General features: G+C 71.6%; 29 protein-coding genes. 10 read left to right on the top strand and 19 right to left on the bottom strand.

Features of this window, described 5'->3' with window-relative positions:
- The first annotated feature begins 318 nt into the window (after positions 1-318).
- A complete protein-coding gene (locus tag ACFWBF_RS06810) occupies positions 319-978 on the top strand; it encodes a DUF461 domain-containing protein (protein ID WP_385596310.1) in 660 nt (219 codons plus the stop codon).
- A gap of 97 nt (positions 979-1075) precedes the next feature.
- On the opposite strand, the gene ACFWBF_RS06805 is transcribed toward ACFWBF_RS06810, so the two are convergent.
- Both ACFWBF_RS06805 and ACFWBF_RS06800 read right to left on the bottom strand, forming a co-directional pair.
- Entirely contained in the window at positions 1076-1756 is a 681-nt protein-coding gene (locus ACFWBF_RS06805; protein WP_007265514.1) for a response regulator transcription factor, read from the bottom strand.
- Positions 1753-2997, bottom strand: a complete 1245-nt coding sequence (locus ACFWBF_RS06800) for a sensor histidine kinase (RefSeq protein ID WP_385596307.1) — start codon at positions 2995-2997, stop codon at positions 1753-1755. The genes ACFWBF_RS06805 and ACFWBF_RS06800 overlap by 4 nt, the downstream gene beginning before the upstream one ends.
- 232 nt (positions 2998-3229) lie before the next feature.
- Here ACFWBF_RS06800 and phoU point away from each other — a divergent pair, with 232 nt between their 5' ends.
- Both phoU and ACFWBF_RS06790 read left to right on the top strand, forming a co-directional pair.
- Positions 3230-3907 carry a phosphate signaling complex protein PhoU gene (gene phoU, locus ACFWBF_RS06795; RefSeq protein WP_030858619.1) on the top strand — a complete coding sequence of 226 codons (678 nt, stop codon included), beginning with the start codon at positions 3230-3232 and terminating at the stop codon, positions 3905-3907.
- A gap of 139 nt (positions 3908-4046) precedes the next feature.
- On the top strand, positions 4047-4193 hold the full coding sequence (locus ACFWBF_RS06790) for a hypothetical protein (RefSeq protein ID WP_385221837.1): 147 nt from the start codon (positions 4047-4049) through the stop codon (positions 4191-4193).
- 84 nt (positions 4194-4277) lie between these two features.
- On the opposite strand, the gene ACFWBF_RS06785 is transcribed toward ACFWBF_RS06790, so the two are convergent.
- Entirely contained in the window at positions 4278-5039 is a 762-nt protein-coding gene (locus ACFWBF_RS06785; protein WP_385596305.1) for a phosphoglyceromutase, read from the bottom strand.
- A 152-nt stretch (positions 5040-5191) separates the two neighbouring features.
- On the opposite strand from ACFWBF_RS06785, the gene ACFWBF_RS06780 reads away from it, so the two are divergent.
- Positions 5192-6466, top strand: coding sequence for an MDR family MFS transporter (locus tag ACFWBF_RS06780; RefSeq protein WP_385596302.1), 1275 nt, complete (start codon positions 5192-5194; stop codon positions 6464-6466).
- On the opposite strand, the gene ACFWBF_RS06775 is transcribed toward ACFWBF_RS06780, so the two are convergent.
- Together ACFWBF_RS06775 and mshA are read right to left on the bottom strand one after the other, a co-directional pair.
- Positions 6447-6935, bottom strand: coding sequence for a YbjN domain-containing protein (locus ACFWBF_RS06775; RefSeq protein ID WP_385596299.1), 489 nt, complete (start codon positions 6933-6935; stop codon positions 6447-6449). The two genes, ACFWBF_RS06780 and ACFWBF_RS06775, sit on opposite strands and share 20 nt — an antisense overlap.
- A complete protein-coding gene (gene mshA / locus ACFWBF_RS06770; RefSeq protein ID WP_385596296.1) occupies positions 6928-8310 on the bottom strand; it encodes a D-inositol-3-phosphate glycosyltransferase in 1383 nt (460 codons plus the stop codon). Before mshA ends, ACFWBF_RS06775 begins: the two co-directional genes overlap by 8 nt.
- Before the next feature lie 185 nt (positions 8311-8495).
- Here mshA and ACFWBF_RS06765 point away from each other — a divergent pair, with 185 nt between their 5' ends.
- The 3 genes from ACFWBF_RS06765 (at position 8496) to ACFWBF_RS06755 (ending at position 12213) form a co-directional block, all read left to right on the top strand.
- The gene (locus tag ACFWBF_RS06765) at positions 8496-9305 is read left to right on the top strand and encodes a class I SAM-dependent methyltransferase (RefSeq protein ID WP_385596293.1); all 810 of its coding nucleotides are present in this window, start codon (positions 8496-8498) and stop codon (positions 9303-9305) included.
- Between the two features lie 211 nt (positions 9306-9516).
- On the top strand, positions 9517-10575 hold the full coding sequence (locus ACFWBF_RS06760) for an NlpC/P60 family protein (RefSeq protein WP_385596290.1): 1059 nt from the start codon (positions 9517-9519) through the stop codon (positions 10573-10575).
- A gap of 333 nt (positions 10576-10908) precedes the next feature.
- On the top strand, positions 10909-12213 hold the full coding sequence (locus tag ACFWBF_RS06755) for a PP2C family protein-serine/threonine phosphatase (RefSeq protein WP_385596287.1): 1305 nt from the start codon (positions 10909-10911) through the stop codon (positions 12211-12213).
- A 53-nt stretch (positions 12214-12266) separates the two neighbouring features.
- Here the strand turns inward: ACFWBF_RS06755 and ACFWBF_RS06750 are convergent, their stop codons facing one another.
- From ACFWBF_RS06750 to ACFWBF_RS06720, 7 genes are all read right to left on the bottom strand, one after another.
- Positions 12267-12608, bottom strand: a complete 342-nt coding sequence (locus tag ACFWBF_RS06750; RefSeq protein ID WP_385596284.1) for a DUF2516 family protein — start codon at positions 12606-12608, stop codon at positions 12267-12269.
- Between the two features lie 119 nt (positions 12609-12727).
- Positions 12728-13300 (bottom strand): hypothetical protein, encoded by a 573-nt coding sequence (locus ACFWBF_RS06745; protein WP_385596281.1) that lies wholly within the window; start codon positions 13298-13300, stop codon positions 12728-12730.
- A gap of 25 nt (positions 13301-13325) precedes the next feature.
- Entirely contained in the window at positions 13326-13742 is a 417-nt protein-coding gene (locus ACFWBF_RS06740; protein WP_385596278.1) for a helix-turn-helix domain-containing protein, read from the bottom strand.
- A gap of 250 nt (positions 13743-13992) precedes the next feature.
- Positions 13993-14769, bottom strand: coding sequence for a putative protein N(5)-glutamine methyltransferase (locus ACFWBF_RS06735; protein WP_385596275.1), 777 nt, complete (start codon positions 14767-14769; stop codon positions 13993-13995).
- Between the two features lie 25 nt (positions 14770-14794).
- Positions 14795-15694: a sigma-70 family RNA polymerase sigma factor gene (locus tag ACFWBF_RS06730; protein ID WP_385596272.1), complete on the bottom strand. Its 900-nt coding sequence runs from the start codon at positions 15692-15694 to the stop codon at positions 14795-14797.
- A 94-nt stretch (positions 15695-15788) separates the two neighbouring features.
- Positions 15789-17033: a GNAT family N-acetyltransferase gene (locus ACFWBF_RS06725; RefSeq protein WP_385596269.1), complete on the bottom strand. Its 1245-nt coding sequence runs from the start codon at positions 17031-17033 to the stop codon at positions 15789-15791.
- Between the two features lie 66 nt (positions 17034-17099).
- A complete protein-coding gene (locus ACFWBF_RS06720) occupies positions 17100-17672 on the bottom strand; it encodes an AmfC protein (RefSeq protein ID WP_385596266.1) in 573 nt (190 codons plus the stop codon).
- A 320-nt stretch (positions 17673-17992) separates the two neighbouring features.
- Between ACFWBF_RS06720 and ACFWBF_RS06715 the strand changes: the two genes are divergently transcribed.
- From ACFWBF_RS06715 to dtd, 3 genes are read left to right on the top strand one after another with little or no spacing between them, the layout of a single operon-like run.
- On the top strand, positions 17993-18406 hold the full coding sequence (locus ACFWBF_RS06715) for a hypothetical protein (protein ID WP_385596263.1): 414 nt from the start codon (positions 17993-17995) through the stop codon (positions 18404-18406).
- 29 nt (positions 18407-18435) lie between these two features.
- Positions 18436-19407 (top strand): hypothetical protein, encoded by a 972-nt coding sequence (locus ACFWBF_RS06710; protein ID WP_385596261.1) that lies wholly within the window; start codon positions 18436-18438, stop codon positions 19405-19407.
- A gap of 29 nt (positions 19408-19436) precedes the next feature.
- Positions 19437-19862, top strand: a complete 426-nt coding sequence (dtd, locus tag ACFWBF_RS06705) for a D-aminoacyl-tRNA deacylase (protein ID WP_385596259.1) — start codon at positions 19437-19439, stop codon at positions 19860-19862.
- Positions 19863-19877: 15 nt separating this feature from the next.
- Here dtd and ACFWBF_RS06700 read toward each other — a convergent pair whose 3' ends face one another.
- From ACFWBF_RS06700 to ACFWBF_RS06670, 7 genes are all read right to left on the bottom strand, one after another.
- Positions 19878-20843 (bottom strand): YgfZ/GcvT domain-containing protein, encoded by a 966-nt coding sequence (locus ACFWBF_RS06700; protein ID WP_385596255.1) that lies wholly within the window; start codon positions 20841-20843, stop codon positions 19878-19880.
- An 18-nt stretch (positions 20844-20861) separates the two neighbouring features.
- Positions 20862-21335, bottom strand: coding sequence for a Fur family transcriptional regulator (locus ACFWBF_RS06695; protein WP_385596250.1), 474 nt, complete (start codon positions 21333-21335; stop codon positions 20862-20864).
- Positions 21336-21402: 67 nt separating this feature from the next.
- Positions 21403-21975, bottom strand: coding sequence for an FABP family protein (locus ACFWBF_RS06690; RefSeq protein ID WP_385596247.1), 573 nt, complete (start codon positions 21973-21975; stop codon positions 21403-21405).
- 267 nt (positions 21976-22242) lie between these two features.
- A complete protein-coding gene (locus ACFWBF_RS06685) occupies positions 22243-23142 on the bottom strand; it encodes a hypothetical protein (RefSeq protein WP_385596244.1) in 900 nt (299 codons plus the stop codon).
- Positions 23139-24023: a hypothetical protein gene (locus ACFWBF_RS06680; protein WP_385596242.1), complete on the bottom strand. Its 885-nt coding sequence runs from the start codon at positions 24021-24023 to the stop codon at positions 23139-23141. Before ACFWBF_RS06680 ends, ACFWBF_RS06685 begins: the two co-directional genes overlap by 4 nt.
- Entirely contained in the window at positions 24020-24757 is a 738-nt protein-coding gene (locus ACFWBF_RS06675; protein WP_385596239.1) for a hypothetical protein, read from the bottom strand. Before ACFWBF_RS06675 ends, ACFWBF_RS06680 begins: the two co-directional genes overlap by 4 nt.
- Before the next feature lie 194 nt (positions 24758-24951).
- Positions 24952-25215: a DUF3099 domain-containing protein gene (locus tag ACFWBF_RS06670; protein WP_385596236.1), complete on the bottom strand. Its 264-nt coding sequence runs from the start codon at positions 25213-25215 to the stop codon at positions 24952-24954.
- Positions 25216-25335: the final 120 nt, after the last annotated feature.

Below are 25335 nucleotides of genomic sequence, written 5' to 3'. Positions count from 1 at the left end.
TACGGAGCGGGTTCCGGCCCAATCCTGAATTGATCAAGGGGCGGCGTTCGAAGGAATCCCGAAATTGATCACCGGCGAGCCGCGCACGATATGCGAGCGGCACATGAACGGCGCGCGGAATGCAAGATCGGGTAGCCGCGGCAGGGCCGCTCGTGCGCTGCGGAGGGTCGGGTGCGGGGGCGGGGCGGCGGCTCGGTAACCTAAGCGCGCTGACACACCCTTAGGACGGCTTTACCTCGGCCGTTCCAGGGGGCACTCCCAGCGGAAGCTGGGGGAGTCCATCCTTCCGTTCCGTACGTCCAAGGAGTTGCCGCCGCCGTGAGCCGCAGCCTTCGACGCGGTGCCCTCGCCGCCACCGCCGTCGTGTTCTCGATCGCCTCGTTGGCCGCATGCGGTGCGGGCAAGGACGCTCAGACCCTCCAGATCAAGCCGGACAACGCCGCCGCCACCAAGGGCGACATCAAGGTCCAGAACGCGCTCGTGATCACCCAGGCCAAGCTGGACGCGAAGGGCCCGGCCGCCGTCTCGGCGACGCTCTTCAACACCGGCACCGAGGAGCAGACGCTCGACGCGATCACCCTCTCGGGTGGCAAGGGCAAGGTCGTGCTGAAGCCCGCCGCCGGGGCGGGCAAGGTCATCGTGCCGGCCGGCGGTTCCGTGGTGCTGGGCGGCGCGGGCAACGCGTCCGCCGTGATCGAGTCCGGCCGCGAGGCCGTCGAGGACGGCAACGTACAGAAGGTCGTCTTCCAGCTGAGCTCCGCGGGTGACGTGGAGCTGGGGGCCTACGTGGTCCCGGCGACCGGCCAGTACGCGGGCTTCGGCCCGACCTCGGCCCCGGCCGCGGGTGCGGGCGCCTCCCCGTCGGGAAGCCCCTCGGGCGCCCCGTCGGGCTCGCCGTCCGGTGCGGCCTCGGGCGGGCCCTCCGGGTCCCCCGCGGGCACCCCGTCCGGGTCGGCCTCCGCGGGCACCGGCCACTGAGGCCCGTGCACGGATCGGCGTGACAAACGCATGAGGAAGGGCCCCCATCCGCGACGCGGGTGGGGGCCCTTCCTCGTACTGCTCAAGCCCGGGCGGTCTACGGCTCGAACTTGTAGCCGAGGCCGCGGACCGTGACCAGGTAGCGCGGCGCGCCCGGGTCGGGCTCGATCTTGGCGCGCAGGCGCTTGACGTGGACGTCGAGGGTCTTGGTGTCACCGACGTAGTCGGCGCCCCAGACGCGGTCGATCAGCTGCATGCGGGTCAGCACGCGGCCCGCGTTGCGCAGCAGCATCTCCAGCAGGTCGAACTCCTTGAGCGGGAGGTCCACCTTGGCTCCGGCGACGGTGACCACGTGGCGGTCGACGTCCATCCGTACGGGTCCCGCCTCCAGGGCCGCGGGGGTGACCTCCTCCGGCTCGCCGCGGCGGCGCAGGACCGCGCGGATGCGGGCGACCAGTTCCCGCGAGGAGAAGGGCTTCGTGACGTAGTCGTCGGCTCCTATCTCCAGCCCGACGACCTTGTCGATCTCGCTGTCCTTGGCGGTCACCATGATCACGGGGACGTTGGAGCGGCCGCGCAGCTGCCGGCAGACCTCCGTGCCGGGCAGGCCGGGGAGCATCAGGTCGAGGAGGACGAGGTCGGCGCCGTTGCGCTCGAACTCGTCCAGCCCGTCGGGCCCGGTCGCGGCGATGGCGACCTCGAAGCCCTCCTTGCGGAGCATGTAGGACAGGGCGTCGCTGAAGGATTCCTCATCCTCGACGACGAGCACTCGGGTCACGGAAGGACCTCCGGGGCAGGAATGGCTGGTGCGGTTTCTTGTTCAAGCGGGGGGCTGCTGGGTGTGGGAGCCGTCGCCGGGGTCGGCGCGGCCGCTTCGGGGAGTCGCAGGGTGAACGTGGAGCCCTGACCCTCCGAGCTCCAGACCGACACCTCCCCGCCGTGCGAAGCCGCTACGTGCTTCACGATCGCAAGGCCCAGGCCGGTTCCTCCCGTCGCACGGGAGCGGGCCGGGTCCACGCGGTAGAAGCGCTCGAAGATGCGCTCGCGGTCCTTTTCCGGGATGCCGATGCCCTGGTCGGTCACGGCGACCTCGATCAAGTCTCCCCCAGGTGCCGCGATCCTGCGTGCGGCTATGCCGACGCGGGTGCGGGCGGGGCTGTAGTTGACGGCGTTCTCGACGAGGTTGCCCAGGGCCGCGGCGAGCTGTCCGCGGTGGCCCCAGACGCGCAGGTCGGCGGTGCCGCCGGCGGCCATGGTGATCTGCTTCGAGGACGCCGTGTGGCGGCAGCGGTCGATGGCTTCCGCGACGAGGGTGTCCACGCGGACGGGCTCCGCGTCCTCGAGCGGGTCGTCGTTCTGCACCCGGGAGAGGTCGATGAGCTCTTGTACGAGGTTGATCAGGCGGGTGGCCTCGATCTGCATGCGGCCGGCGAAGCGGCTGACCGCCTCGGGGTCGTCCGCGGCGTCCATGACGGCCTCGGACAGCAGGGAGATCGCGCCGACCGGGGTCTTCAGCTCGTGGGACACGTTCGCGACGAAGTCGCGGCGTACGGCTTCGATGCGGCGGGCCTCGGTGAGGTCCTCGACCAGGAGGAGCACGAGGCGGGAGCCGAGCGGGGCGACGCGCGCCGAGACGGCGAGGGCCTCCCCGCGGCCGGTGCCGCGCCGGGGCAGGTCGAGCTCGACCTGGCGTATCTCCCCGTCGCGGCGGGTGTCGCGGGCCATGTGGAGCATGGGCTCCACGGCCAGCTTGCCGCCGCGGACCAGGCCGAGGGCATATGCCGCCGAGCTGGCCTTGACCACGGCGTCGCCCTCGTCGAGGACGACGGCGGAGGAGCGCAGTACGGAAAGGACGGTGTCCACGCCGGGTGGGAGCACCGCGTTGATGTCGGGGCGCATGGAGCTCCGGGTGGGGCGGGCCTGGTCGCGCTCGCTCCAGCGGAACGCCAGCATGGCGATGACACCGGTGCAAAGACCGGCAATCGCTGCAGCTGCGGCGACCGCCGCGTTCACGTCCATGCATCCAGGTTAAGCAGGCGCAACGACACTTCCACAGCCGTTCGGGTGGCACCTCGAACAGTCGTCGCCCAGAGTTCACCCTGGGGACGGGGTTGATTCACTTGGGATGCCGAAGTCGGACGCGTTCGCGGCCCACCGTGTCAACGTGGGGCAACAGGCCACCCCGGCCGCCGGCCCCGGGCAGTAGAGCAGCAGAGCAGCAGAGCAGTAGGTCAAGAGAGGGACACCAGACATGCGTGACGCGTACCACGAGGAACTGGACTCGATCGGTGAGGGCCTGGTCGAGATGGCCCGGCTGGTCGGTTCCGCGATCGGGCGGGCCACGACGTCCATGCTCGACGCCGACCTGAAGCTCGCCGAGAGCGTCATCGCCGCCGACCAGAAGGTCGACGACCTCCAGCACGACCTGGAGGCGCGGGCCATCGCCCTGCTGGCCCGCCAGCAGCCGGTCGCCACCGACCTGCGCATCGTCGTCACCTCGCTGCGGATGAGCGCCGACCTGGAGCGCTCCGGCGACCTGGCGCAGCACGTGGCGAAGCTGGCGCGGCTGCGCTTCCCGGACACGGCGGTGCCGCGCGACCTGCACGCCACGATCCTGGAGATGGGTCAGCTGGCGCAGCGCCTGATGGCGAAGGCCGCCGAGGTCATCATCACGAAGGACGTCGACCTGGCGCTCCAGCTGGAGCAGGACGACGACGAGATGGACCAGCTGCACCGCACGCTGTTCCAGCACCTGATGGACGACCGCTGGAAGCACGGCATCGAGACGGCCGTCGACGTGACCCTGCTGGGCCGCTACTACGAGCGCTTCGCGGACCACGCGGTGTCGGTGGCCAAGCGCGTGGTCTACCTGGTGACGGGTGAGCACGCCGACGAGCTGCAGGCGCCGACGCAGGTCGAGGGCGTCTGACGGGGTCCGCCCCGGGTCCGGCGGGGCGCGTCGGCGGCTCTGCCCCAATGCGCCGTTGACGCGCCGGTGCGGCTGGGCATGAATGAGGCGAGGGCGGTCCGTCGTGCGAAGTCCCGTACGCCGCCTGCGAGGAGGAACCATGCCCGATTCCCCCGTCCCCATCACCCCGGAGCACGAAGTGCAGCCGCCGGAGGCGCTGCGCCTGCCGCTGCTCGCCGCCTGCGGCTGCGGCTCGGGCTGCGGCTGCGGCTGCCAGTCCGGCGCCCCCTGCCAGTGCGGCGGCTGACCCCGCCCGCACCCGGCTCGACGTACACGAAGGGCCCCGCCCGATCCCTCGGCCGGGGCCCTTCGCATGATGCCCGCGCAGGAACTACTTCTTCTTGCCCTGGTTCTTGACCGCCTCGATCGCGGCCGCGGCGGCGTCCGGGTCGAGGTAGGTGCCGCCCGGCTTGAGGGGGGTGAAGTCGGCGTCGAGCTCGTAGGCGAGCGGGATGCCGGTCGGGATGTTCAGGCCCGCGATGTCGGCGTCGGAGATGCCGTCCAGGTGCTTGACCAGGGCGCGGAGGCTGTTGCCGTGCGCGGCGACCATGACGGTGCGGCCGGCCAGCAGGTCCGGGACGATGCCGTCGTACCAGTACGGCAGCATGCGGACGACGACGTCCTTGAGGCACTCGGTGCGGGGGCGCAGCTCCGGCGGGATCGTCGCGTAGCGCGGGTCTGCGGACTGCGAGAACTCGGTGCCGTCCTCGAGGGCCGGCGGCGGGGTGTCGTACGAGCGGCGCCACAGCATGAACTGCTCCTCGCCGAACTCGGCGAGGGTCTGGGCCTTGTCCTTGCCCTGGAGGGCGCCGTAGTGGCGCTCGTTCAGGCGCCAGGAGCGGTGGACCGGGATCCAGTGGCGGTCGGCTGCCTCGAGCGCCATCTGCGCGGTGCGGATCGCGCGCTTCTGGAGCGAGGTGTGCACGACGTCGGGGAGCAGGCCGGCGTCCTTGAGCAGCTCACCGCCGCGGACCGCCTCCTTCTCGCCCTTCTCGTTGAGATTGACGTCCACCCAGCCGGTGAACAGGTTCTTCGCGTTCCACTCGCTCTCGCCGTGACGGAGGAGGATCAGCTTGTACGGTGCGTCGGCCATGCGTACGAGCCTAATGGACGGCCCGGGGCGCTCGCGCGCGGCGTGCACGGCGGCCGATTGACGGCGCACGTCAATCCAGTGGCTCCGACGGGTGGTCATATGTAGGGTCCCGAGAGCTGGAGGGACACTTACATCGTCGGGGGGATTTCCTTATGTCCGTTGACTCGTTGAGACGGGCCGCGAAGGAGAGCGTGTCGGGTCTGCCGCGCGCGTTCTGGTGGCTGTGGGCGAGCACGCTGGTCAATCGGCTCGGGGCTTTCGTCGCCACATTCATGACGTTGTACCTGACCTTGGAGCGGGGCTATTCGGCCTCGTTCGCGGGACTTGTGGTGGCCCTGCACGGGCTCGGCGGTGTGATCTCCTCGCTCGTCGCGGGCGTGATGACGGACCGGCTGGGGCGTCGGCCCACGATGATGGCGGCGCAGGTCTCGACGGCCTTCTCGGTGGCCCTGCTCGGGTTCATGCAGCAGCCGGCGGCCATCGCGGCGGTGGCGATGCTGGTCGGCATGACCTCGAACGCTTCGCGGCCCGCCGTGCAGGCGATGATGGCCGACATCGTCCGCCCCGAGGACCGGGTACGGGCGTTCGCGCTGAACTACTGGGCCATCAACCTCGGCTTCGCGATCTCCGCGGCCGTCGCCGGCTTCGTGGCCGAGTACAGCTACCTGGCGGGCTTCCTCGGTGAGGCGGCGCTGACGCTCCTCTGCGCGGTCCTGGTCTACCTGAAGCTGCCCGAGTCACGGCCCGAGAAGAGCGACGCGGCCACGGCGGCGGCCGAGGCGGAGGTCCGGCTCGGCACGGTGCTGCGCGACGGCCGTTACATGGGCGTGGTCGGGCTGTCGTTCCTGATCTCGCTGGTCTTCACGCAGGGGTCGTTCGGGCTGCCGCTGGCGATGGGCGAGGCGGGCTTCTCCACCGGGGACTTCGGCCTGGTGTCCGCCATCAACGGCGTGATGATCGTCGTACTGCAGATCCCGGTCACGCGGTTCATCGAGCACCGCGACCCGCAGAAGCTGCTGGTGATCTCCGCTCTCCTGGCCGGGTACGGGTTCGGGCTCACGGCCTTCAGCGGCTCGCTCGGGGCGCTCGCGCTGACCGTCTGCGTGTGGACGCTGGCCGAGATCATCAACTCGCCGACCCAGATGGGCCTGGTCGCGCGGCTCTCCCCGCTGCACGGGCGCGGCCGCTACCAGGGGATGTACACGATGTCCTGGGCGGTGGCCTCGCTGATCGCGCCGCTGCTGGCGGGCGGGGTGATCGACCGCTTCGGGGCGGGGTGGCTGTGGGGGGCGACGGCCGTCCTGGGGACCGTGGCCGGGCTCGGGTACTGGCTGCTGATGCGCAGCCTGCCGCCCGTGGAGGCTCCGGTTCTGATTCCGGGTCCTGTGCCGGGTCCTGTCCCCGAGGTCAGGCCGACGGCTGCGTGAGGTGCTTGAACGCGTCGAGGTTGAAGGTCGGCTCGCCGCGCGAGACGCGCCACTCGTACTCGCGGCGGATGGCGCCCGCGAAGCCCAGCTCCAGCAGGGTGTTGAAGGCCCCGTCCGCCGCCTCCAGGACCGTGCCCAGCAGCTGGTCCAGGTCCTGCGGGGTGACCACGGACAGCGGGAGCCGGGCCGTCAGGTAGACGTCGCCGAGGCGGTCCACCGCGTAGGCCATCCCGTACAGCTTGAGGTTGCGCTCCAGCAGCCAGCGGTGGACGCCGGCCTCGTTCTCGTCGGGGTGGCGGATCACGAAGGCGTTGACCGACAGCGAGTGCTTGCCGACCCGCAGCGAGCAGGTGGTGCTCAGCTTGCGGGTGCCGGGGAGCTGGACGACGTACGAGCCCGGCCCGGGGCTCTCCCAGCTCAGCCCGGCATCGGTCAGCGTGCTCTCGACGATCTCGGCGGTGTCAGCCATGGTGGGAGCGTACGCGACGGCGATGATCATGCATCGCTGCCGTGTACACATCCGCGGTGCCGCTCGCGGCGGTGTCCCAGCCGAAGAACTGCGCGTGCCGGGCGGCCTCGGCGCCCATCCGGTCCGCGAGGTGCGGGTCGTCGACGAAGCGGCGCAGCTCCCGGGCGTAGTCGACCGGGTCGTGGCCGGGTACGAGGATCCCCGTCACGCCGTCGTTGACGGCGACGGGCAGCCCGCCGACGGCGGCCGCGAGGACCGGGGTGCCGGTGGCCTGGGCCTCTATCGCGACCAGCCCGAACGATTCGTTGTACGAGGGCATGACCAGCACGGACGCCGCCCGGAACCAGTCGGCGAGCTGGTCCTGGCGCACCGGCGGGTGGAAGTGCACCAGGTCGGCGATGCCGAGCTTGGCGGCCAGTTTCTGCAGCTCTTCCGGCTTGGCGAGACCGCTGCCGCTCGGCCCGCCCACCACCGGTACGAACAGCCGCGTGCGCAGCGACGGATCGCGGTCCACGAGCTCGGCGACGGCGCGCAGCAGGATGTCGGGGGCCTTGAGCGGCTGGATCCGCCCGGCGAAGAGCGGGATGACGGCGTCCTGCGGCAGGCCCAGGCGGGCGCGGGCGGCGGAGCGGCCGTCGGCGACGGTGAAGCGGTCGAGGTTCACGCCGGGGTGGACGACGGCCACCTTGCCGGGGTCGGCCTCGTAGTGCCGTACGAGCTCGTCGGCTTCCTCGGCGGTGTTGGCGATCAGCCGGTCCGCGGCGGCGACGATCTGGGTCTCGCCGATGACGCGGGCGGCGGGCTCGGGCGTGTCGCCCTCGGCCAGCGCCGCGTTCTTGACCTTGGCCATGGTGTGCATGGCGTGGACGAGGGGGACGCCCCAGCGCTCGGCGGCGAGCCAGCCGACGTGGCCGGAGAGCCAGTAGTGGGAGTGGACGAGGTCGTAGTAGCCGGGGCGGTGGCCGGCCCAGGCCTGCATCACGCCGTGGGTGAAGGCGCACAGCTGGGCCGGGAGCTCCTCCTTGGCGAGGCCTTCGTACGGGCCCGCGTCCACGTGGCGTACGAGGACGCCGGGGGCCAGCTCGACCACGGGCGGCAGGCCGCCGGTGGTGGCGCGGGTGAAGATCTCGACCTCGATGTTGATGGCGGCGAGGCGCCTGGCGAGCTCGACGATGTACACGTTCATACCGCCGGCGTCGCCGGTGCCGGGCTGGTGCAGCGGCGAGGTGTGCACGCTGAGCATGGCGACGCGGCGCGGCTTGCGGTGGCTGCCGACGGCCGGCAGGCGCAGTCGCGGGGGGTCGTGGCGGGTCGCGCGGGCGGCGGAGATGCGGCCGCTGAGGCTGCCGCCGAGGCGGGACACGTACTGGCTCAAGGGAGCAGTTCCTCTCGCTCGGCCGACGGCTGGCGGGCACGGCTGGGCACGGCTGTGGGAGCGCGGCCGGCGCTCTTCTAGGAGTGCAACCCGGATGGCCGTGCCCCGCATTCCGGGACCGCGCGATTTCCTGCTGGGTTTGCCGGTTTTTTATCGGGCGGGAGGGCTCCGCTTACTCTCGGCTCATGGCCTCCCGCAGTACCCCTCCCCCCGGCCGCCCTGTGGGCACGGTGACGCGTGGGACGACGAACCCGAACCGCCTGCGCCGCATGGACCGCTGGATCGCGGCCACGCACGGGGCGGCGCTGCGCCGTGCGGACGCTCCGGTCGCGGTGGACCTTGGCTACGGGGCCGCTCCGTGGACGGCGGTCGAGCTGCTGGCGCGGTTGCGGGAGGCGGCTCCGCGGGTACGGGTCGTCGGCATCGAGATCGAGCCGGCGCGGGTCGCGGGCGCCCGGCCGTACGAGCGGGACGGGCTGACCTTCCGGCACGGCGGCTTCGAGGTGCCGCTGGAGGGCGGGGAGCGGCCGGCGCTGATCCGCGCGGCGAACGTACTGCGCCAGTACGACGAGGAGCAGGTGGCGGCGGTGTGGGCGCGGCTGTGCGCGCGCCTCGCCCCGGGCGGGCTGCTGGTCGAGGGGACCTGCGACGAGATCGGGCGGCGGCACGTGTGGGTGGCGCTGGGTCCGGAGGGGCCGCGCACGGTCACCTTCGCGACGCGGCTGGGGTCGCTGGAACGGCCCTCGGACCTGGCGGAGCGGCTGCCGAAGGCGCTGATCCACCGGAACGTGCCGGGTGAGCCGGTGCACGCGTTCCTGCGGGACTTCGACCGGGCGTGGGCGGCGGCCGCGCCGTACGCCTCGTACGGGGCGCGGCAGCGCTGGATCCGGACGGCTCGGGACCTGTCCGGGGACTGGCCGCTGGCGGACGGGCCGGGGCGGTGGCGGCAGGGGGAACTGACGGTGCGCTGGGAGGCGTTGCGTCCGGTGGGGTGAAGACGGCGTGTCGGGGAACCGGGGATGCGGGCGGCCCGTTGAGCGGTCGGGCAGGGGTTGGGCATGGGGGGACAAGATCGGATGGACGCCCACAAGGGTGTCGGAATTCACCGACTCGTGGCACCATCCCGAAGGCAGTGACAAGTTACTGACCAATAGTCAGATCTGATGTCGAGTGATGTCGCCCGGTATCGGGGCGTCTGGGGGAACCATGGGGACCGTGAAGCGACGGCGGGGTGCGACCGCTCTCACATTGCTGTGCGCGCTGGCGATACTGACCGCACCCGGCCTCGCGGTCGGGACGGCCTTCGCCGCGCCGACGCCCGGTCCGGGCGCGAAGTCCCTGGAGCAGGTCCGCAAGGAAATAGAGGACCTCTACCGCCAGGCGGGCACCGCCACGGACGCCTACAACCTCGCCGAGAGCGAGACGAAGACCCAGTCCGCCAAGATCGTCGAGATCGCCAACCAGGTCGTGGCCGGCCAGGAGCGGATCTCCGCGCTGAAGAACCGCGCGGGCGCGGCGGCCCGCGCCCAGTACCGCTCGGGCGGTCTGCCGCCGGGCGCGAAGCTGGCGTTGAGCAACAGCCCGACCCAGTTCCTCGACGGGGCGGACCGGCTGCGCCAGGGCGAGAAGGCCACCTCCGACCTCCTCTCCGAACTGAACCGGACCCAGAGCGACTTGCAGCAGTACGCGAAGGACGCGAGCGCGCAGTGGGCGGCGCTGGAGGCGAACCGGGTCAAGCAGGAGTCCGCGAAGAAGGAGATCGAGCAGAAGATCAAGACCGCGGAGGAGCTGGAGAACAAGCTGGAGGCCGAGGAGAAGGCCCGGCTGCTGCAGCTGGAGCAGGAGGCCCAGTACCGGGCCCAGACGGCCTGGCTGTCGACGGGCGTGCTGAAGGACGTCCACGGCTCGGCCACCGAGGCCGGCAAGCGGGCCGTCCAGTTCGCGGCCGCGCAGATCGGCAAGCGGTACGTCTGGGGCGCGCAGGGGCCCGACACCTTCGACTGCTCGGGGCTGACCTCGCAGGCCTGGCTCGCGGCGGGCAAGTCGATCCCGCGGACCTCGCAGGAGCAACTGCGGCTGCTCCCGAAGGTCGCGGTCAAGGACATGCGCCCGGGTGACCTGATCATCTACTTCGACGACGCGAGCCACGTCGCGATGTACGTCGGCGACGGCGCGATCATCCACGCGCCCCGTCCGGGACGCAATGTCACCCTGGCGGGCGCGGGCTCCATGCCGATCAAGGCGGTCGTCCGCCCGGACGCGTAGGAGCCCCTCCTGGGTACCGTAATCCCTCCCGTAGGAGCTCGCACGCGGCGGCCTGACCGCCGGGGCGCGTCTGCCCGCCCCGGCGGTCAGGTGTGAGCCCCGGGCGGTCAGGGGCGAGCCCGACGCAACCAGGACGGCGCCCGGGACGTCTCGTCAGACGGGACGGATCGCGGCGCCGCCGTGACGTTGGTCATTCGGTGGAGCGGGTTTTCCCGGGCGATAACGGCATATGACGGCGGCCCTGGCCAGGAAGGGCATTCCGCTCCCCTGGACAAGGCCGCTAGGGTCGCCCGGACGAGCGCACCCTCGGGGGGAGGGAAGGAACCGGAAACGATGCCCGTACCCGTACCGCGGCAGAGGGAGATCCCGGCCCCGGAGAGCGGTCAGGCCCTTCCGCCGGCCGCCGCCCCGCCACAGCTCACGGCCGCGACGGCAGCCGCGGCCGCGCCCTCCCTCACCCTGCTGGTGATCGAGGACGATCCCGCCGGCGGCCTCACCGTCCCCGAGATCCTCGACGCCGACGGCCACCGCATCCGGCTCCGCACGGCCCGCAACCTCACCGAGGCCGCGCGCCTGCTCACGCCCGACGTGCACTGCGTCCTGCTCGACCTCTCCCTCCCGGGCGGCCCCGGCGCCGGCCCGGCCCGCGCCGCGGACGACACCGACCAGCTGGACACCCTGCGCCAGGTGCTCCGCATCGCGCCCCGCCACGCCGTCATCGTCCTCACCTGCGAGGGCGACGCGGAGCGCGCGGCCGAGGCCGTACGCGTCGGCGCCCAGGACTTCCTCTTCCGCGACGAGCTCGACGGACGCCTGCTCAGCCGCGCCATCCGCTACGCCGTGGAGAGAAAACGGGCGGACATCGCCCAGTACAAGCTCGCAGAATCGAAACTGCGCGCCCAGGAGAACGCCCGCCTGGAGCGCGGCCTGCTCCCCAACCCGCTCCTGGAGGGCTCCGACCTCCGCTTCGCCGCCCGCTACCACGCCGGGCGCAGCCGGGCGCTGCTCGGCGGGGACTTCTACGACACCGTCCGCACCCCCGACGGCACGGTCCACGCCATGATCGGTGACGTCTGCGGCCACGGCCCCGACGAGGCGGCCCTGGGCGTGGAGCTGCGCATCGCCTGGCGCGCCCTGACCCTGGCCGGGCTGTGCGGTGACGACCTGCTCGCCACCCTCCAGGAGGTACTGGAGGTGGAGCGGCCCTGCGAGGAGATCTTCGCGACGCTGTGCACGGTGGACATCGCCCCCGACGGCCGCCGCGCGGGCCTGTGCCTGGCGGGCCATCCGGCGCCGCTGATATCCCGGCCGGGCCGCCCCGCGCGACTGCTCCCGTACGAGAACAGCGGCCCGGCGCTGGGCCTGCTGCCCCGGGCCCGGTGGCCCCGCCGGCAGGTGGAGCTGGGCGGCACCTGGAGCCTGATGCTCTACACCGACGGGCTGATCGAGGGCCGGATCGGCGAGGGCCGGGAGCGGCTCGGCCAGGACGGCATGGTCGAGATGATCAACCGCCACCTGGACGCCGGTCTGAGCGGCGAGGGCCTCCTGGAGGCCTCGGTCAGCGAGGCCCGCCGCCTCAACGGCGGCGAGCTCACGGACGACGTCGCCGTGGTGCTGCTCTCCCGCGCCGGGGGCTGAGCAGCGGCGGGGAGCAGCGGCGGGGAGCAGCGGCGGGGAGCAGCGGCGGGAAACTACCGCCCGCCGTTGTAGGGCCCGTACGGTCCGTCGCTGCTGCTGCCGCCGCCCTTGCGGCGGCCGCCGCCGGAGACCTGCTTGAGGGCGGGGCGCACGTCGACGAAGAACACGATGGTGGCGACCAGGCCGGCGATCTCCAGGAAGAGCATTCCGAGGAAGAAGTCCACGAGGACGGTGATGCCGAGGATGACCAGCCAGAAGGTCTTGGTCTGCTTCTCGGCGGCCCGGTACGCGTCCTCGCGCGCCAGCAGGGCGAGCACGAAGGCCACGACGGCGAGCGCCAGCATGGCGAACCCGAGCAACGGAAGCACCCCGTTATCGAACCCGTTCATCAACATCGCCTGACCGCCTTCTCGCGCCTGGTGCCATCTGTCTCCACGCTACCGGCAGAGCAGCGCTCACAAACCACAACGGACCGGGCACCCCTCGGGTGCCCGGTCCACGGTCGTCGTGCCGGTCAGCTCTCGTCGGCCGACGCGGCAACGGTCTTCTTGGCCGCGGGCTTGCGCGTGGCGGCCCTCTTCGCCGAGGGCTTCTCCTCGGCGGCGGCCTCGGCGGCCGGCTCCCCCGTGGACGGCCCGGCCTGGGCCGCGGGCTCCGGCTCGACGGCGACGGCGATGTCGACGATCTCCTCGGAGACCTCGCCTCGCCAGGCCCGCACGGCCTGCTCACCGTGCTCGGCGACCTTGTCGTAGGCCTCCTTGGCCTTCACGGCGTACTCGGCGGCCACGCCGACCCCGCGCAGGGCCAGGTCCTGGGCGGTCTCCCCGAGCTTCTTCGGGTCGATCGCGCCGAGCACCTCGGCGACCTTGGCGGTGACCGCCTCCTGCGCCTCCTTGGCCTTCTCCTGCACGGCCTTCGAGTCGGTGTTGCGTACGGCATCGATGCGCGCCGGGGCCTCGGCGCGCAGCTGCTCGATGAGCCCGGGCACCTTCTTGGCCTGCTGCACCGCGAGGTCGGCGGTGCCGGCGGCGAAGTAGAGCGGGGTCGGGTCGGTGAGGGTCTTCTTCAGGTCATCGGCGATGGCCATGTGCTTGGTCCTCCCGGATCACAGTTCAGTTCGTGGCCGTAGGGGGCATCGCGTCGCCGACGCCGGCCGGATCGGCCGGGTCGACCGGGCCGGCCTCGAGCGCGTTCTCCTTGCGGAAGGATTCGTAGATCTGGAGCAGCACCTGCTTCTGCCGCTCGTTGACGGACGGGTCGGCGAGGATCGCGGCCCGCGTCTCCACCTCGTCCCGATCCCGCTCGTCCAGGATCCCGGCCTGCACGTACAGCGTCTCCGCGGAGATCCGCAGCGCCTTGGCCAGCTGCTGCAGGATGTCCGCGCTCGGCTTGCGCAGGCCGCGCTCGATCTGACTCAGGTACGGATTCGACACTCCCGCCGCGTCGGCCAGTTGCCGCAGCGAAAGTTGAGCCTGCCTGCGCTGCTCGCGCAGGTACTCGCCGAGATTTCCGACGTTGAGCGATGCCATGCTCCGATCCTGCCCGATACTGCTAACTATTGCAAGCAGTTGCTTGCAACATCACGCACGGGCAGGTGCGATTCGGGTCGTCACCAAACGGTCTTGTTCATCGCGCCCCTTGCGGTTACGTTCCGTGAACGTGCGTACGCTGCGTAACCGTAAGGAGTGTCCGAAAGCCCGGCAAGGGCGCACGGCAGCCCGAGGGGGGCGTGACCGCCTCAAGGGGGCGTGAGGGGGGCGCACGCACCGCGCCCTTCCTTCACTCCGTGGGCGCGCGGCCGATGATCACCGTCGCGTCGTACTCGTCCGAGGTGACCTCCTGGACCCACAGGCCCGCCGCCGACAGGGCCGAGGCCGTCACCGGGGACTGGCGGGAGCTCGTCTCGATCAGCAGGTGGCCGCCCGGGGCGAGCCACGCGAGGGCGCCCGCAGCGATGCGCCGGTGCAGGTCGAGGCCGTCCGCGCCGCCGTCGAGGGAGATCAGCGGCTCGTGGTCGCGCGCCTCCGGCGGCAGCAGGGCGATCTCGGACGTCGGCACGTACGGGGCGTTGACCACCAGTAGGTCGACCCGGCTCCGCAGGGCCTCGGGGAGCGGGTCGTACAGGTCGCCCTCCCACACCACGCCCCCGTACGGCGCCACATTGCGCCGTGCGTAGACCAGCGCCCCGGGGTCGACGTCCGCCGCGTGCAGCTCCACGCCCCCGGCGCCCGACACCGAGGCCGCCACCAGCGCGCCCAGCGCGCCGACCCCGCAGCACAGGTCCAGCACCACCGCGCCGGGCCGTACCAGCGCCACCGCCTCCTGCACCAGGAACTCGGTGCGCCGGCGCGGCACGAAGGCCCCCGCGCCGACCTCCACGCGCAGCCCCATGAACTCGGCCCAGCCCACCACGTGTTCCAGCGGTTCGCCCTGCACCCGGCGGGCCAGCAGCTCCGCCAGGTGCCGCTCGTCCCTGGCGGCGCCCTGCAGCAGGTCCGCCTCCTCCTCCGCGAAGACGCAGCCGGCCGCGCGGAGGTGTTCCACAAGTGACTTCAAATACCTCAGTCCTCAGTTCTCGGTCTCAGTTCTCCAAGACCGTCACATCGATACGGTCCAGCCTCGCCGGATCCGCCAGGATGTCGATCGCGACGATACGGCCGCCGCTCACCGTGAAGCCCATCACCGCAACCGCCTTGCCGCCCGGCGGGATCGTGACGATGCCCGGCGCCCCGTTGACCAGCGCGGCCCGCGCGTACGGCGCCATCCGGGCGAAGGTGAGCGCCTGCCGGGCCACCGCCCACGCACCCAGCGCCGTCTCCTCCAGGTCCACCCGCAGCACCACGTCCGGGTCCAGCACCGCGATCAGGCCCTCGAAGTCCCCGCCGCGCGAGGCCGCCATGAAGGCCCCGACCACCTCGCGCTGGCGCCGCAGGTCGCGGTCCGGCGCCGGCGCGCCGCCCTGCACCCGGCGCCGCGCCCGGCTCGCCAACTGCCGCGCCGCCGCGGGCGTACGCTCCACGATCGGCGCGATCTCGTCGAACGGCACCCCGAACATGTCGTGCAGCACGAAGGCCAGCCGCTCCGCCGGCGCCAGCTGTTCCAGTACGACGAGCAGCGCGAGCCCCACCGAGTCCGCGAGCAGCACCTCCTGCTCCGGGTCGAGCCCCTCCGGGCCGCTCAGCAGCGGCTCCGGACCGCTGAACACCATGCCGTCCAGGGACTCCTCGCGACGCGCCTTGCGGGTGCGCAGCTGGTCGAGGCAGACCCGGGCGACGACGGTGGTCAGCCAGCCGCCCAGGTTCTCCACCTCGCCGGTGTCCGAGCGGTCGAGCCTGAACCAGGCCTCCTGCACGGCGTCCTCCGCCTCGCTGAGCGAGCCGAGCATCCGGTAGGCCACCGCCCGCAGGTGCCCGCGCTTCTCCTCGAAGCGCGCCGCCAGGTACGCGATGTCCGCAGACCGGGTCTCCGCCGTGCCGTTCATCCCGTGCTCCCTCGTCCGTGCCGCCGGTGCCGTCCGTGCAGGCACCACGTAGACCTGACGGTCGGCGGCCCGCCCGTGTGACGGGATCGGCGGATCAGAAGATGTCCGGGCACCACGGCCTGCGGGCCGTGCGGAAGACCGTGTCCGCGAGCGCGACCGCCCCCGGCCGCTCCTCGTCGATCCGGCCGAGCGCGGCCAGCCGCAGCGCCGACTCGTCGCCGAGGTAGAGGGAACCGAGCGCGCCCACGTCCAGGCGCAGGTCGGCGGGGTCCCCGGTGACCTCGCACTCCCCCGTCGCGGCATCCAGCCGGTAGCGGCCGCCGGCCGGCCCGGCGGGGTCCGTCACCTCCAGGACGAGGACCCCGGGGCAGGCGTACGTCCTGGCGCCCAGCGCGCGGACGACGTCCAGCAGCCGCACCCACAGGAAGTCCGAGGCCGTCACGACCCTCGCGGCGCGCGGGTCGGGCAGCAGCTGTGCGACGAGGTCGTCAGGGGCGCGGTAGCCGGTACGGACCGTCTGCACCCAGTCGATGGAGCACAGGAAGTGCCACAGGGCCCGCTCCGCGGCCGGGGACAGCGCCAGCAGCCCCCTGACCTGGAGGGTGTTCTGCGGGGTCTTCGCGTCGGTCCACCGGTCGTCCACGGTGTAGGCGGCCAGGCCCTCCACCTCGCCCGCCGCAGTCCGGTACACGGCGTGGAACTTCTCCTTGTACGGGCGGTGCGACAGCTCCTCCAGCCCGGTCGTCAGGTTCCACCAGCGCTCGTCGCGGTCGATGAAGCCGTGGGTGACCGCCCGCAGCCGCTCGTGCAGTTCCGGGCCCACCCGCCGCACCTCGGCCGCGTCCACGAGGTCGATCCGGGCGCCGCCGGCGGGCGCGGACCAGCGCCGGTCGAGTCCGCCGCGCGGTACGTCGATCTCCCATTCCGCGGCGGAGGCCGCGGGCCCGTACCCGTACCGTCCGTAGATCGGGTACTCGGCGGCGATCAGCGTGCTCAGGACCTCGCCGCGCGCCTTCGCGGCGGCCAGTTCGGCGGCCATCATCCGGGTGAGCAGGCCTTGGCGGCGGTGCGTGGCCGTCACGGTGACGTTGGAGACGGCGCTGGCCGCAACCACCGCCCCGCCCGGCACGGTCAGTTGCTGGGCGAAGGAACGGAAGGACGCGACGCAGCGGCCGGTTTCGGTGTCGAACCCGCCCTGGAGGCGGGCGAGGTCGGTGTACTTGGCCCGTTGTACGACGTCCGACTCCGTCACCCGGGCCGGGGTCAGGAACCCCGCGTTCAGGGCGTTCAGCCAGTCGGCGAGCTCGGATGCGGCGATCGGCCGGACTTCAGCGGTCATGACCGGCCACGCTAATCGCGCCGCCCGGCCCCGTCGCCTGATTTTTGCCGGCCGCGGCCGTGGGCCTCAGGCCAGCAGGTCGTCCACCTGAGCCTCGCCCTCGCGGTAGCGCCGGGTGATCTCCGCGCTGGAGTCGTCCACCGTGCGCTGGAGTTGCCGGCGGCGCCGGGAGACCTGCTGCTCGTACCGCACGAGGCGGCCCATCGCCTCGTACAGCTCCTCGTCCGTGCGCGCCACGAGGTCCGACAGCTCCACGTCGGACAGCATCTCGGCGGCCAGCAGGCGAGACTCCTCGCCCTGCGGGGTGCCGAGGGTGAGGTGCCGGGCGGAGGCGCTGCGGCTGGAGGGGGCGTCGGCGAGGATCTCGGAAAGCCGGTCGACCACCGGCGTCTCGGGGTCCGTACGCCGCGCGAGTTCGGCGCGCAGGATGTCGATGCGGCCCTGGAGCAGCCGGCGTACGTAACTCAGGTCGGCCTCGTCGCGCTGCGCGTCGCGGCGCAGCGTGCGCAGCTCCGGCAGTCCGAGCGCGGCGGCCTGCGTCGCCGGCGCCTGGGGGTCGCCGGTGCGCTGCACGGGCGGCCGCAGGGCCCCCGCGACGTCTGAAGCGGGTACAGGTACGGAGGTACCAGAGATATTCATGTGAACGTGTCCGTCCCCTCGACCGGTGCTGGGGGCACCGCCTGCGTGCATCGTGCCACTCTCCGTGGTGCGGACGCAGTCCCGGACCACCCGATCAGCCCCGGACGGGCCAACGGTTGATTCGTTCTGCCTCTGGTTGGCCATCGGATACCTCGTACGGGTGAACGGGGGCTGCCGGGGCACGCCGCGCTTCGCGGGGACGTCAGTCTCAGTGGAGAACGAGTGCTGTGCGGGTGATGGAGAGAGGGCGGCCCGTGACACGCGGTGGGGGTAAGCAAAAGCAGAGGGGTGTACGGCGCGCGCTGGCGGATCCGTTCACTGTGTCGGCACCCGCCGGCGCCCGAATCCGGGACCGGCTGCGCCTGTCCACCCCTGATGGCGATGTCCTGCGCGTCGTCGGCCACCATCTGGGCGGGCACGCCCGTGCTGATCTGGCCGAGCGGGTACGGATCGGGATGGTTCCGGTGCGGAACAACCGACGGGCGGATCGCAAGCGCGCGCTGACGCACGTGTCCTCGTCCCGGTGGGCGGGTGCCATCACACGAGCCAGCGAGGACCAGTACCAACTGTCATTGCGCTGTCTGTTCGACGAGCGGGCGGCCCTGCGTCGAGCCATCGCGAAGACCAGCAAGCGTTTGGCCGTACCGTGCGGGCAGCGCTTGGGCGGTCTTCGCGGCTACGCGAACCGGGCTGAACGCGCCCAGAAGCAACGCCGGTTACCGGTGGCACGGTAACCCTCGTCCTGCCTGAGCCCTTGCGGCACTTGGCGAACGCCCCGCGGGGACGCTACCGACTGGCTTGCACCGTCACTTTCAGCCACCGCCGGGATGAATGGCTGGACCGGATCAGCTCCAACCGGGCCGTCCGCTACGACATCACGCACGACGCCGTTCGCGACCGCTGGTACCTCGACGCCTCCTGGTCCACCGCGAAAACCGTCCTGCCTACACCCGGCGAGTTGGCCGCCACGGGTGTCCGCATCCGACTGCTGGCCGTAGACCTCAACGCAGGTCATCTCGCCGCGTGTGTCGTGGACGCGCACGGTAACCCCGTCGGTGAGCCCATTACGGTGCCGACCGACCTGATCGGACCTACATCCCAGCGCGACGGGCGCCTGCGGGCCGCGATCACCGAACTGATCGACGTCGCCCGGACGAACGGCTGTGCCGGCCTGGCGATCGAGGACCTGGGCTTCGCCGACGCCCGCGATACCGGCCGCGAAACGATGGGACGCGGTAAACGCGGCAAGGCATTCCGTCGCACCGTCGCCGGACTGCCCACCGCACGCTTTCGGGACAGGCTGCGTTCCATGGCCCACCACACCGGCCTCGTCGTCATTGCGGTCGACGCCGCCTACACCTCCCGCTGGGGCAGCCGTCACTGGCAGGCCCCGCTGCGGCAACAGTCCAAGACCACCGTCGTCACTGGCCACCACGCGGCCGCGGCGGCGATCGGCAGGCGCGCCCTCGGCCTGGGGACACGGCGTCGGCCAGGTGTGACCGCACACGACCAGAGGATCGTGGCGCGGAGAGCTACCGGCCAGACCGTCCCCCACCCGAGGACACGCGGGACCGCAAGCCCGCCAAGGACCGCAGGCACGCCCTACCGGGGCACGAAGACCTGCCGGGACCGAAGCGACCAGCTCGCGCTGTTCCCGGTCTCCCAAGACCGTTCGGGGAGACAACCGGCCAGTCCGGTGGCAGGCGATTCGGCCAATACCGGCCGACATCGCTAGAGACGGTGCAGTCCTGGTACACAGGTGGTATGCGAGCAGTGGTGCAGAGGGTGGACGGCGCGAGTGTGGTCGTGGCCGGTGAGACCGTGGGCGAGATCGTCGGCGAGGGGTTGTGCGTGCTGGTGGGGGTGACCCACGACGACACACCGCAGAAGGCGGCGCAGCTGGCGCGCAAGTTGTGGTCCGTGCGGATCCTGGAGGCGGAGAAGTCCTGCAGCGACGTGGACGCGCCGCTGCTGGTGATCTCCCAGTTCACGCTCTACGGGGACGCGCGCAAGGGCCGCCGGCCCACGTGGAACGCGGCGGCGCCCGGCGAGGTGGCCGAGCCACTGGTCGACGAGGTCGTGGGGCAACTGCGGGCGCTGGGCGCGAGGGTGGAGACGGGCCGGTTCGGCGCGGACATGCGGGTCTCGCTCACCAACAACGGCCCGTTCTCCCTCGTCATCGACGTCTGAGGCATCCCACGCCGGCTACGGCGCGACGACGACCTCCTGCGCGGCGGCCGTCTTGCCGACCAGCAGCGGCGCGTCCACCGGAACGTTCCTCTTGACCAGCGCGAGGGCGATCGGGCCCAGCTCGTGGTGGCGGACCGCGGTGGTCACGAAGCCCAGCTGGCGGCCCTCCTCCCCGTCGGCGGCGAGCCGTACGGGCGCGCCGTGCGCCGGGAGCAGCACCTCGGAGCCGTCCAGGTGCAGGAAGACCAGGCGGCGCGGGGGCTTCCCCAGGTTGTGGACGCGGGCGACCGTCTCCTGGCCGCGGTAGCAGCCCTTCTGCAGGTGCACGGCGGTGCCGATCCAGCCGAGCTCGTGCGGGATGGTGCGGTGGTCGGTCTCGGCGCCGAGCCGCGGCCGGTGCGACTCGACGCGCAGCGCCTCGTACGCGAGCAGGCCGGCGGCCGGGCCGTGCGTGGCGGCGAAGGCCTCCAGCTCGCCGCGGGGCAGGAAGACGTCGCGGCCGTACGGGGTCTCCCGTACGGCCGGGCCCTTGGCGACTTCGGCGATGGAGCCGGCCGGCAGGTGCACGACGGCGAAATCGGCGGTGCGGTCGGCGACTTCGACGCGGTAGAAGAACTTCATCGCCTCCAGGTAGGCGATCAGCGCCTCCTGGGTGCCGGGCTCGACGTGCGCCCACACCGTCTCGCCGTCGTCCACGAGGTAGAGGGCGTGCTCGATGTGGCCGTTGGCGGAGAGGATCAGCGCCTCGGTGGCCTGCCCGGCCGGCAGCTCGGTGAGGTGCTGGGTGAGCAGCAGGTGCAGCCAGCTCAGCCGCTCCGGGCCGGAGACGGTGACGACGCCGCGGTGGGAGAGGTCGACGAAGCCGCGGCCGTCGGCGAGGGCGCGCTGTTCGCCGTACAGCTCTCCGTAGTGGGCGGCGACGCCCTCATCGCGGCCTTCGGCCTGCACGGCGCCGGGGAGATGGAGCAAAGGGCTGGTCATGAAACCAAGCCTACGACCCTATGGCGCGTCGCCGTCACGGTGTTTGGCGGCGCACTTCTTGCAGAGTCCGAAGATGGCGAAGTGCTTCATGTCGGTCTCGAAGCCGAAGGTCTCGCGGAGCTTGGCGGTGAACTCGGAGGCGATGTCCACATCGGCCTCGATGACGTCTGCGCATTCGCGGCACACCAGGTGGATGTGGTGGTGCCGGTCGGCGAGGTGGTACGTGGGCGCGCCGTGGCCGAGGTGGGCGTGCGAGACGAGCTTCAGCTCCTCCAGCAGCTCCAGCGTGCGGTAGACGGTGGAGATGTTGACCCCGGAGGCGGTCTTGCGCACCTCGGCGAGGATCTCGTCGGGGCTGGCGTGCTCCAGGGCGTCGACCGCTTCCAGGACGAGCTGGCGCTGCGGGGTCAGGCGGTATCCGCGCCGGCGCAGGTCGGTCTTCCAGTCGGCGCTCTCACTGGTCTCGTGTGCATCGGTGCTCTCGGCGCTCACCACTCGGCCAGTGTAAGCGCGGGAAGGGGACCGCGGGCTGCCCGGCGGTCCCCTTCTCGCACTGCGGTCAGCGGAAGAAGGCGATGCCGTCGTCCGGCATGTCGGGGAGGTTGCGCGCCATCTCGGCGACCTCCTCGGGGCTGACGACCTTCTTGAGCTGGGCCGACATGTACGGGCGCAGCTCGACCTCCGGGGTGGCCTTCTCGCCGACCCACATGAGGTCGCTCTTGACGTAGCCGTAGAGCCGCTTGCCGCCGCTGTACGGGCCGGAGGCCGCGGTGCGGGCGACCGCATCGGTGACCACGTCGATCTGGGGCTTCTGGTCGGCGAGCTCGCCGTACCAGACCTCGACGACGCCCTGGTCACGGACCATGACGATCTCGACCTTGCGGTCCTTGTCGATGCGCCAGTAGCCCGACTCGGACTCCAGCGGACGCACCTGCTTGCCCTCGGCGTCGAGGACCCAGGTGTGGGAGGTGTACTCCAGGAAGTCCCGGCCGTCGTGGCTGAAGACGACTTCCTGGCCGAAGTTGCACTTCTCCTCGCCCGGGAAGTCGAAGACGCCTGCGCCTTCCCAGGTGCCGAGGAGGAAGGCGAGGGGGACGAGGCCCGGGTTCAGGTCGGACGGGATCTGGATCATGGATGTCTGCTCAGGCGATCTGTGGGAGGGGTTCCGGTATCCGGGGGCAGGCGGTCAGCGCTGGCCCTGGTAGAGCTTCTTCACGGCCAGACCGGTGAAGGCGAGGACGCCGACGCAGACCAGGACCAGCAGGGAGGTGAAGACTGCCTCAAGCACGGTGTGCTCCTCGGAGGTTTCGTTCGGGGGTACGGGCCGGTCCCCAAGCCTACTGGCCTGGGGACCGGTGCACTCTGTGAGGTGGGCCGTACAGTCGGCGCCGGGCCGCCGTCAGCGCAGCAGCTGGTCCTGGAGGATCACCGTCTGGTGGAACGGGACGGCCGCCACCTCGCCCTTGCGGGTCTGGAAGACCACGGCCTGGAGGTCGCCGGACTGGATGCATCCGACCTTCACCTGGTCGTCGCCGAACGGGGCGGCCTCCGAGTAGAGGGACACCTCGCGCAGGTCGGGAGCGGCCTGGGTGGTCTTGGCCCTGCTCCAGGCGGGGTCGGGCTCGGTCCGGTTCACGCCGTTCACGCTCATGTTGAAGCCGCAGCCCTCGAAGGCGTCAGCGAAGCCGGAGGAGTGGAAGCGCAGCAGGTAGATCCGGGTGCGGGTGCCGTCCGGCATGACCCAGCCACGGGCCGCGATCTGGCGCAGGCCGTCGTCGACGAAGCCCTGCTTGAGCTGCTGGCGCGCGCCGGGGGCGTACTCCTCCAGGAAGGTGTCCTGGGACACCATCTGGTCCTTCTCCAGCTTCAGCGCGGGGTCCTGGGCGGATCCCTGCGGGGCCGGCAGGAGCAGCTCGCCGAGGGTGGCGTAGTGGACGCCTTCCTTGTTGTCCTCGGCGAAGGGCTGTGCGGCGCCGGGGGCCAGGGTGGGCTTGGCCAGCGCCGGGAAGACCCAGCGGCCGTCGTCCTTGGTGTGCAGGCCGGGGATGTCGGTGCGCTCGGGCTGGGTGATCCCGTACGCGACGCCCGTGCCGACGGCGCCGAAGGCGAGGACCGCGGCGGTCCAGCGCAGGGCGGCGAACAGCTTGCGGCGGTCCTTGGGCGCCTTCGGCGCCTCGGGGGCGGGCCAGGCCTCGGGGGTCTCCGGGGTCGCCTGCGTCTCGGGGGCCGCGGGGGCTGCGGGCTCCTGGGGAGCCGTCGCCTCGGTCACGGTCTCGGGGGCGGTGTTCTGCTCGGTCACACGGACTCCCCGGGGGACTTCAGGTGGGTCAGCTGGTTCTTGAAGAACTGCGTCGCGTCGGAGGTGGAGAAGGGCTTCGGCCCGTAGGCGCGGAAGTTGACCATCACGTCACCCTCGACCGCCACGCAGTCGAGCGAGTCGATCGTCTCGTTGTCCTTCTTGCCGAGCCCCGTCACGGAGCACTTCGCGTCGGGGAAACCGTCGACCTTGGGCGCGTCGCGGCCCTCGCCCATGAACTCGATGAGCTTCTTGGTGACCTCGGCGAACTTGCCCAGGGACTGCGGGTCGGCCTGCATGATGCGGACCTCCAGCACCATCTGGCCGCCGCCCTTGGTGTAGCTGCGTCCGGCCAGCCCCTTGAGCTTCAGCTCGGCCAGCGCCTCGTCGCGCTGCTTGCGCTCGGTGCTGGACAGGCCCTTGCGGGCGTCCTTGAAGCCCTCGACCGCGCTCTCGCCGGAGACGAAGAAGTTGTTTCCGTCGTCCGCGAGGTCCGGGCCCAGGGTGAAGGTGGTCGGTACCGGCAGCAGCTTGCCCGACAGCTCGTTCGCCGGCACGACGGCCGGCTTGTCGGGCTGCGCGGCGTGTCCGCCCGCGGCGGTCCAGTAGCGGGTCGGCGAGGTGCGGTCCGCGTCCGCGATGGCCGCGGACGCGGCGACGGCGCCGCCCGCGAGGACGGCCACGGCCACGCCCGCGGCGATGACGGCGGCCTTCTTACGGTTCACCGTGCGCGCGGGCTTCACCGGCGCGGCCTCGGCGACCGCATCGGCGACCGGCGCCGGGGCCGGGGCCTCGGTGACGGCATCGGCGACCGGCGCCGGGACCTCGGTGGCGGCCTCCGGAGCGGCCTCGACCGGGGTGTTCTCGTTCTGCGGCTCGGTCACAGTCGCTCCAGCTGTCGCTTGGCCAGGTCGATGACATCGCTCTCCGCGATCTTGCCGCGGTTGTTGAAGTAGCTGATGTCCAGGACGATGTCGCCGCGGCGGGCGATGGCCCGGGCCCCGCGGATCGGGTAGTACCCCGGCTCCTCGTCCACCTCGGAGTCCACCCACACATGGCCGAGGTCGCCGGCGAGGCCGGGGATCTCCACACCCGAGTTGCCCGCGTACTTCACCTGGGGCATGTACCGCGACTGGTCCTTCTCGTAATCGTCCGCGCCGGAGCGGTCGTTGAACTGCAGCAGCCGAACCTCGACGAACACGCGGTCGTCCTCGGACCAGACCGTGGACGCGACCCGGCGGACGCGGTCGCTCAGGATGCCGGGCAGACCGTGTTCCGGCTTCTCGAAGAACTTCGCGGCGAAGAAGTCCAGTGATTCGTAGCCGCTGCCCTCGACCTTGGCCCCGCCCGGGGCCTCGATCAGCAGCTTGGCCAGGTCGTCGTCGGTCTTGTGCCAGCGGTTGGCGTTGATCGTCTTGTTCGTCGTTGCACCGTCCGGCGCGAGCGCCTTCGGGGTGACCACCTTGGCCTGGGCCAGCGGCGCGAGCGGCGTGGGTTCGCGGTTGAACTGGATCGCGTAACCGGTGACCGTCCCGGCGAGGACGCCGAGGACGACGGCGCTCGCGATCAGGAAGGTCGTACGCCCGCGGCGGCGCGGCCGCGCCTGAGCAGAATTCACGGCCGGAAATTCCGGACTGTCCGATTCCGGTACGTTCTCCGTCTCTTTCCGCTGCTCAGGGATGGTCTGTTCGTGTTCCAAAAGAGTCCCCCCACAGGACTGGTGGCGCGGGCCAATTACCCGTGCACACACATGACAGCTTGCTGTGGGGAGATGTTGTACGCACTCTTATTACAGTTTTATATCGCCGCGTTTCACTCCTCGCGGTGCCGCTTTCCGTCGAGTTCGTCCCACCACTCGTCGGACTTCGGATCGCCCGAGGGATCGTCCCACCAGCGGTCGTCCGGACCCCGGCGGTTCGCGACCATCGCGGCCACCGGCGGGATGATCATCGCGACCACGCACAGGGCGACGGCGGCCTCGACCGACCACAGGCGCACGAAGGACCAGGCGGAGACGAAGAGGAACAGGCATCCGCCCATCAGCAGGAAGTAGGCGCGGCGCCGCCGGGCGTACATGTCTCCAGCGTAGGGCCGGCGCCTGCGAAAGACAGCTCGGCGAACGAGTACGGAGGGCACGAGCACGGACGGCACGAAGGGCCGCACCCCGTTCCAGTGGCGTCCAACCCCCTGGGGTGC

Origin of the sequence: Streptomyces sp. NPDC060028, from assembly GCF_042736725.1 — a bacterium.
Taxonomy (GTDB): Bacteria; Actinomycetota; Actinomycetes; order Streptomycetales; family Streptomycetaceae; genus Streptomyces.
The sequence above is the reverse complement of the archived record's forward strand: the minus strand, read 5'-3'. Positions and strand labels throughout refer to the sequence as shown.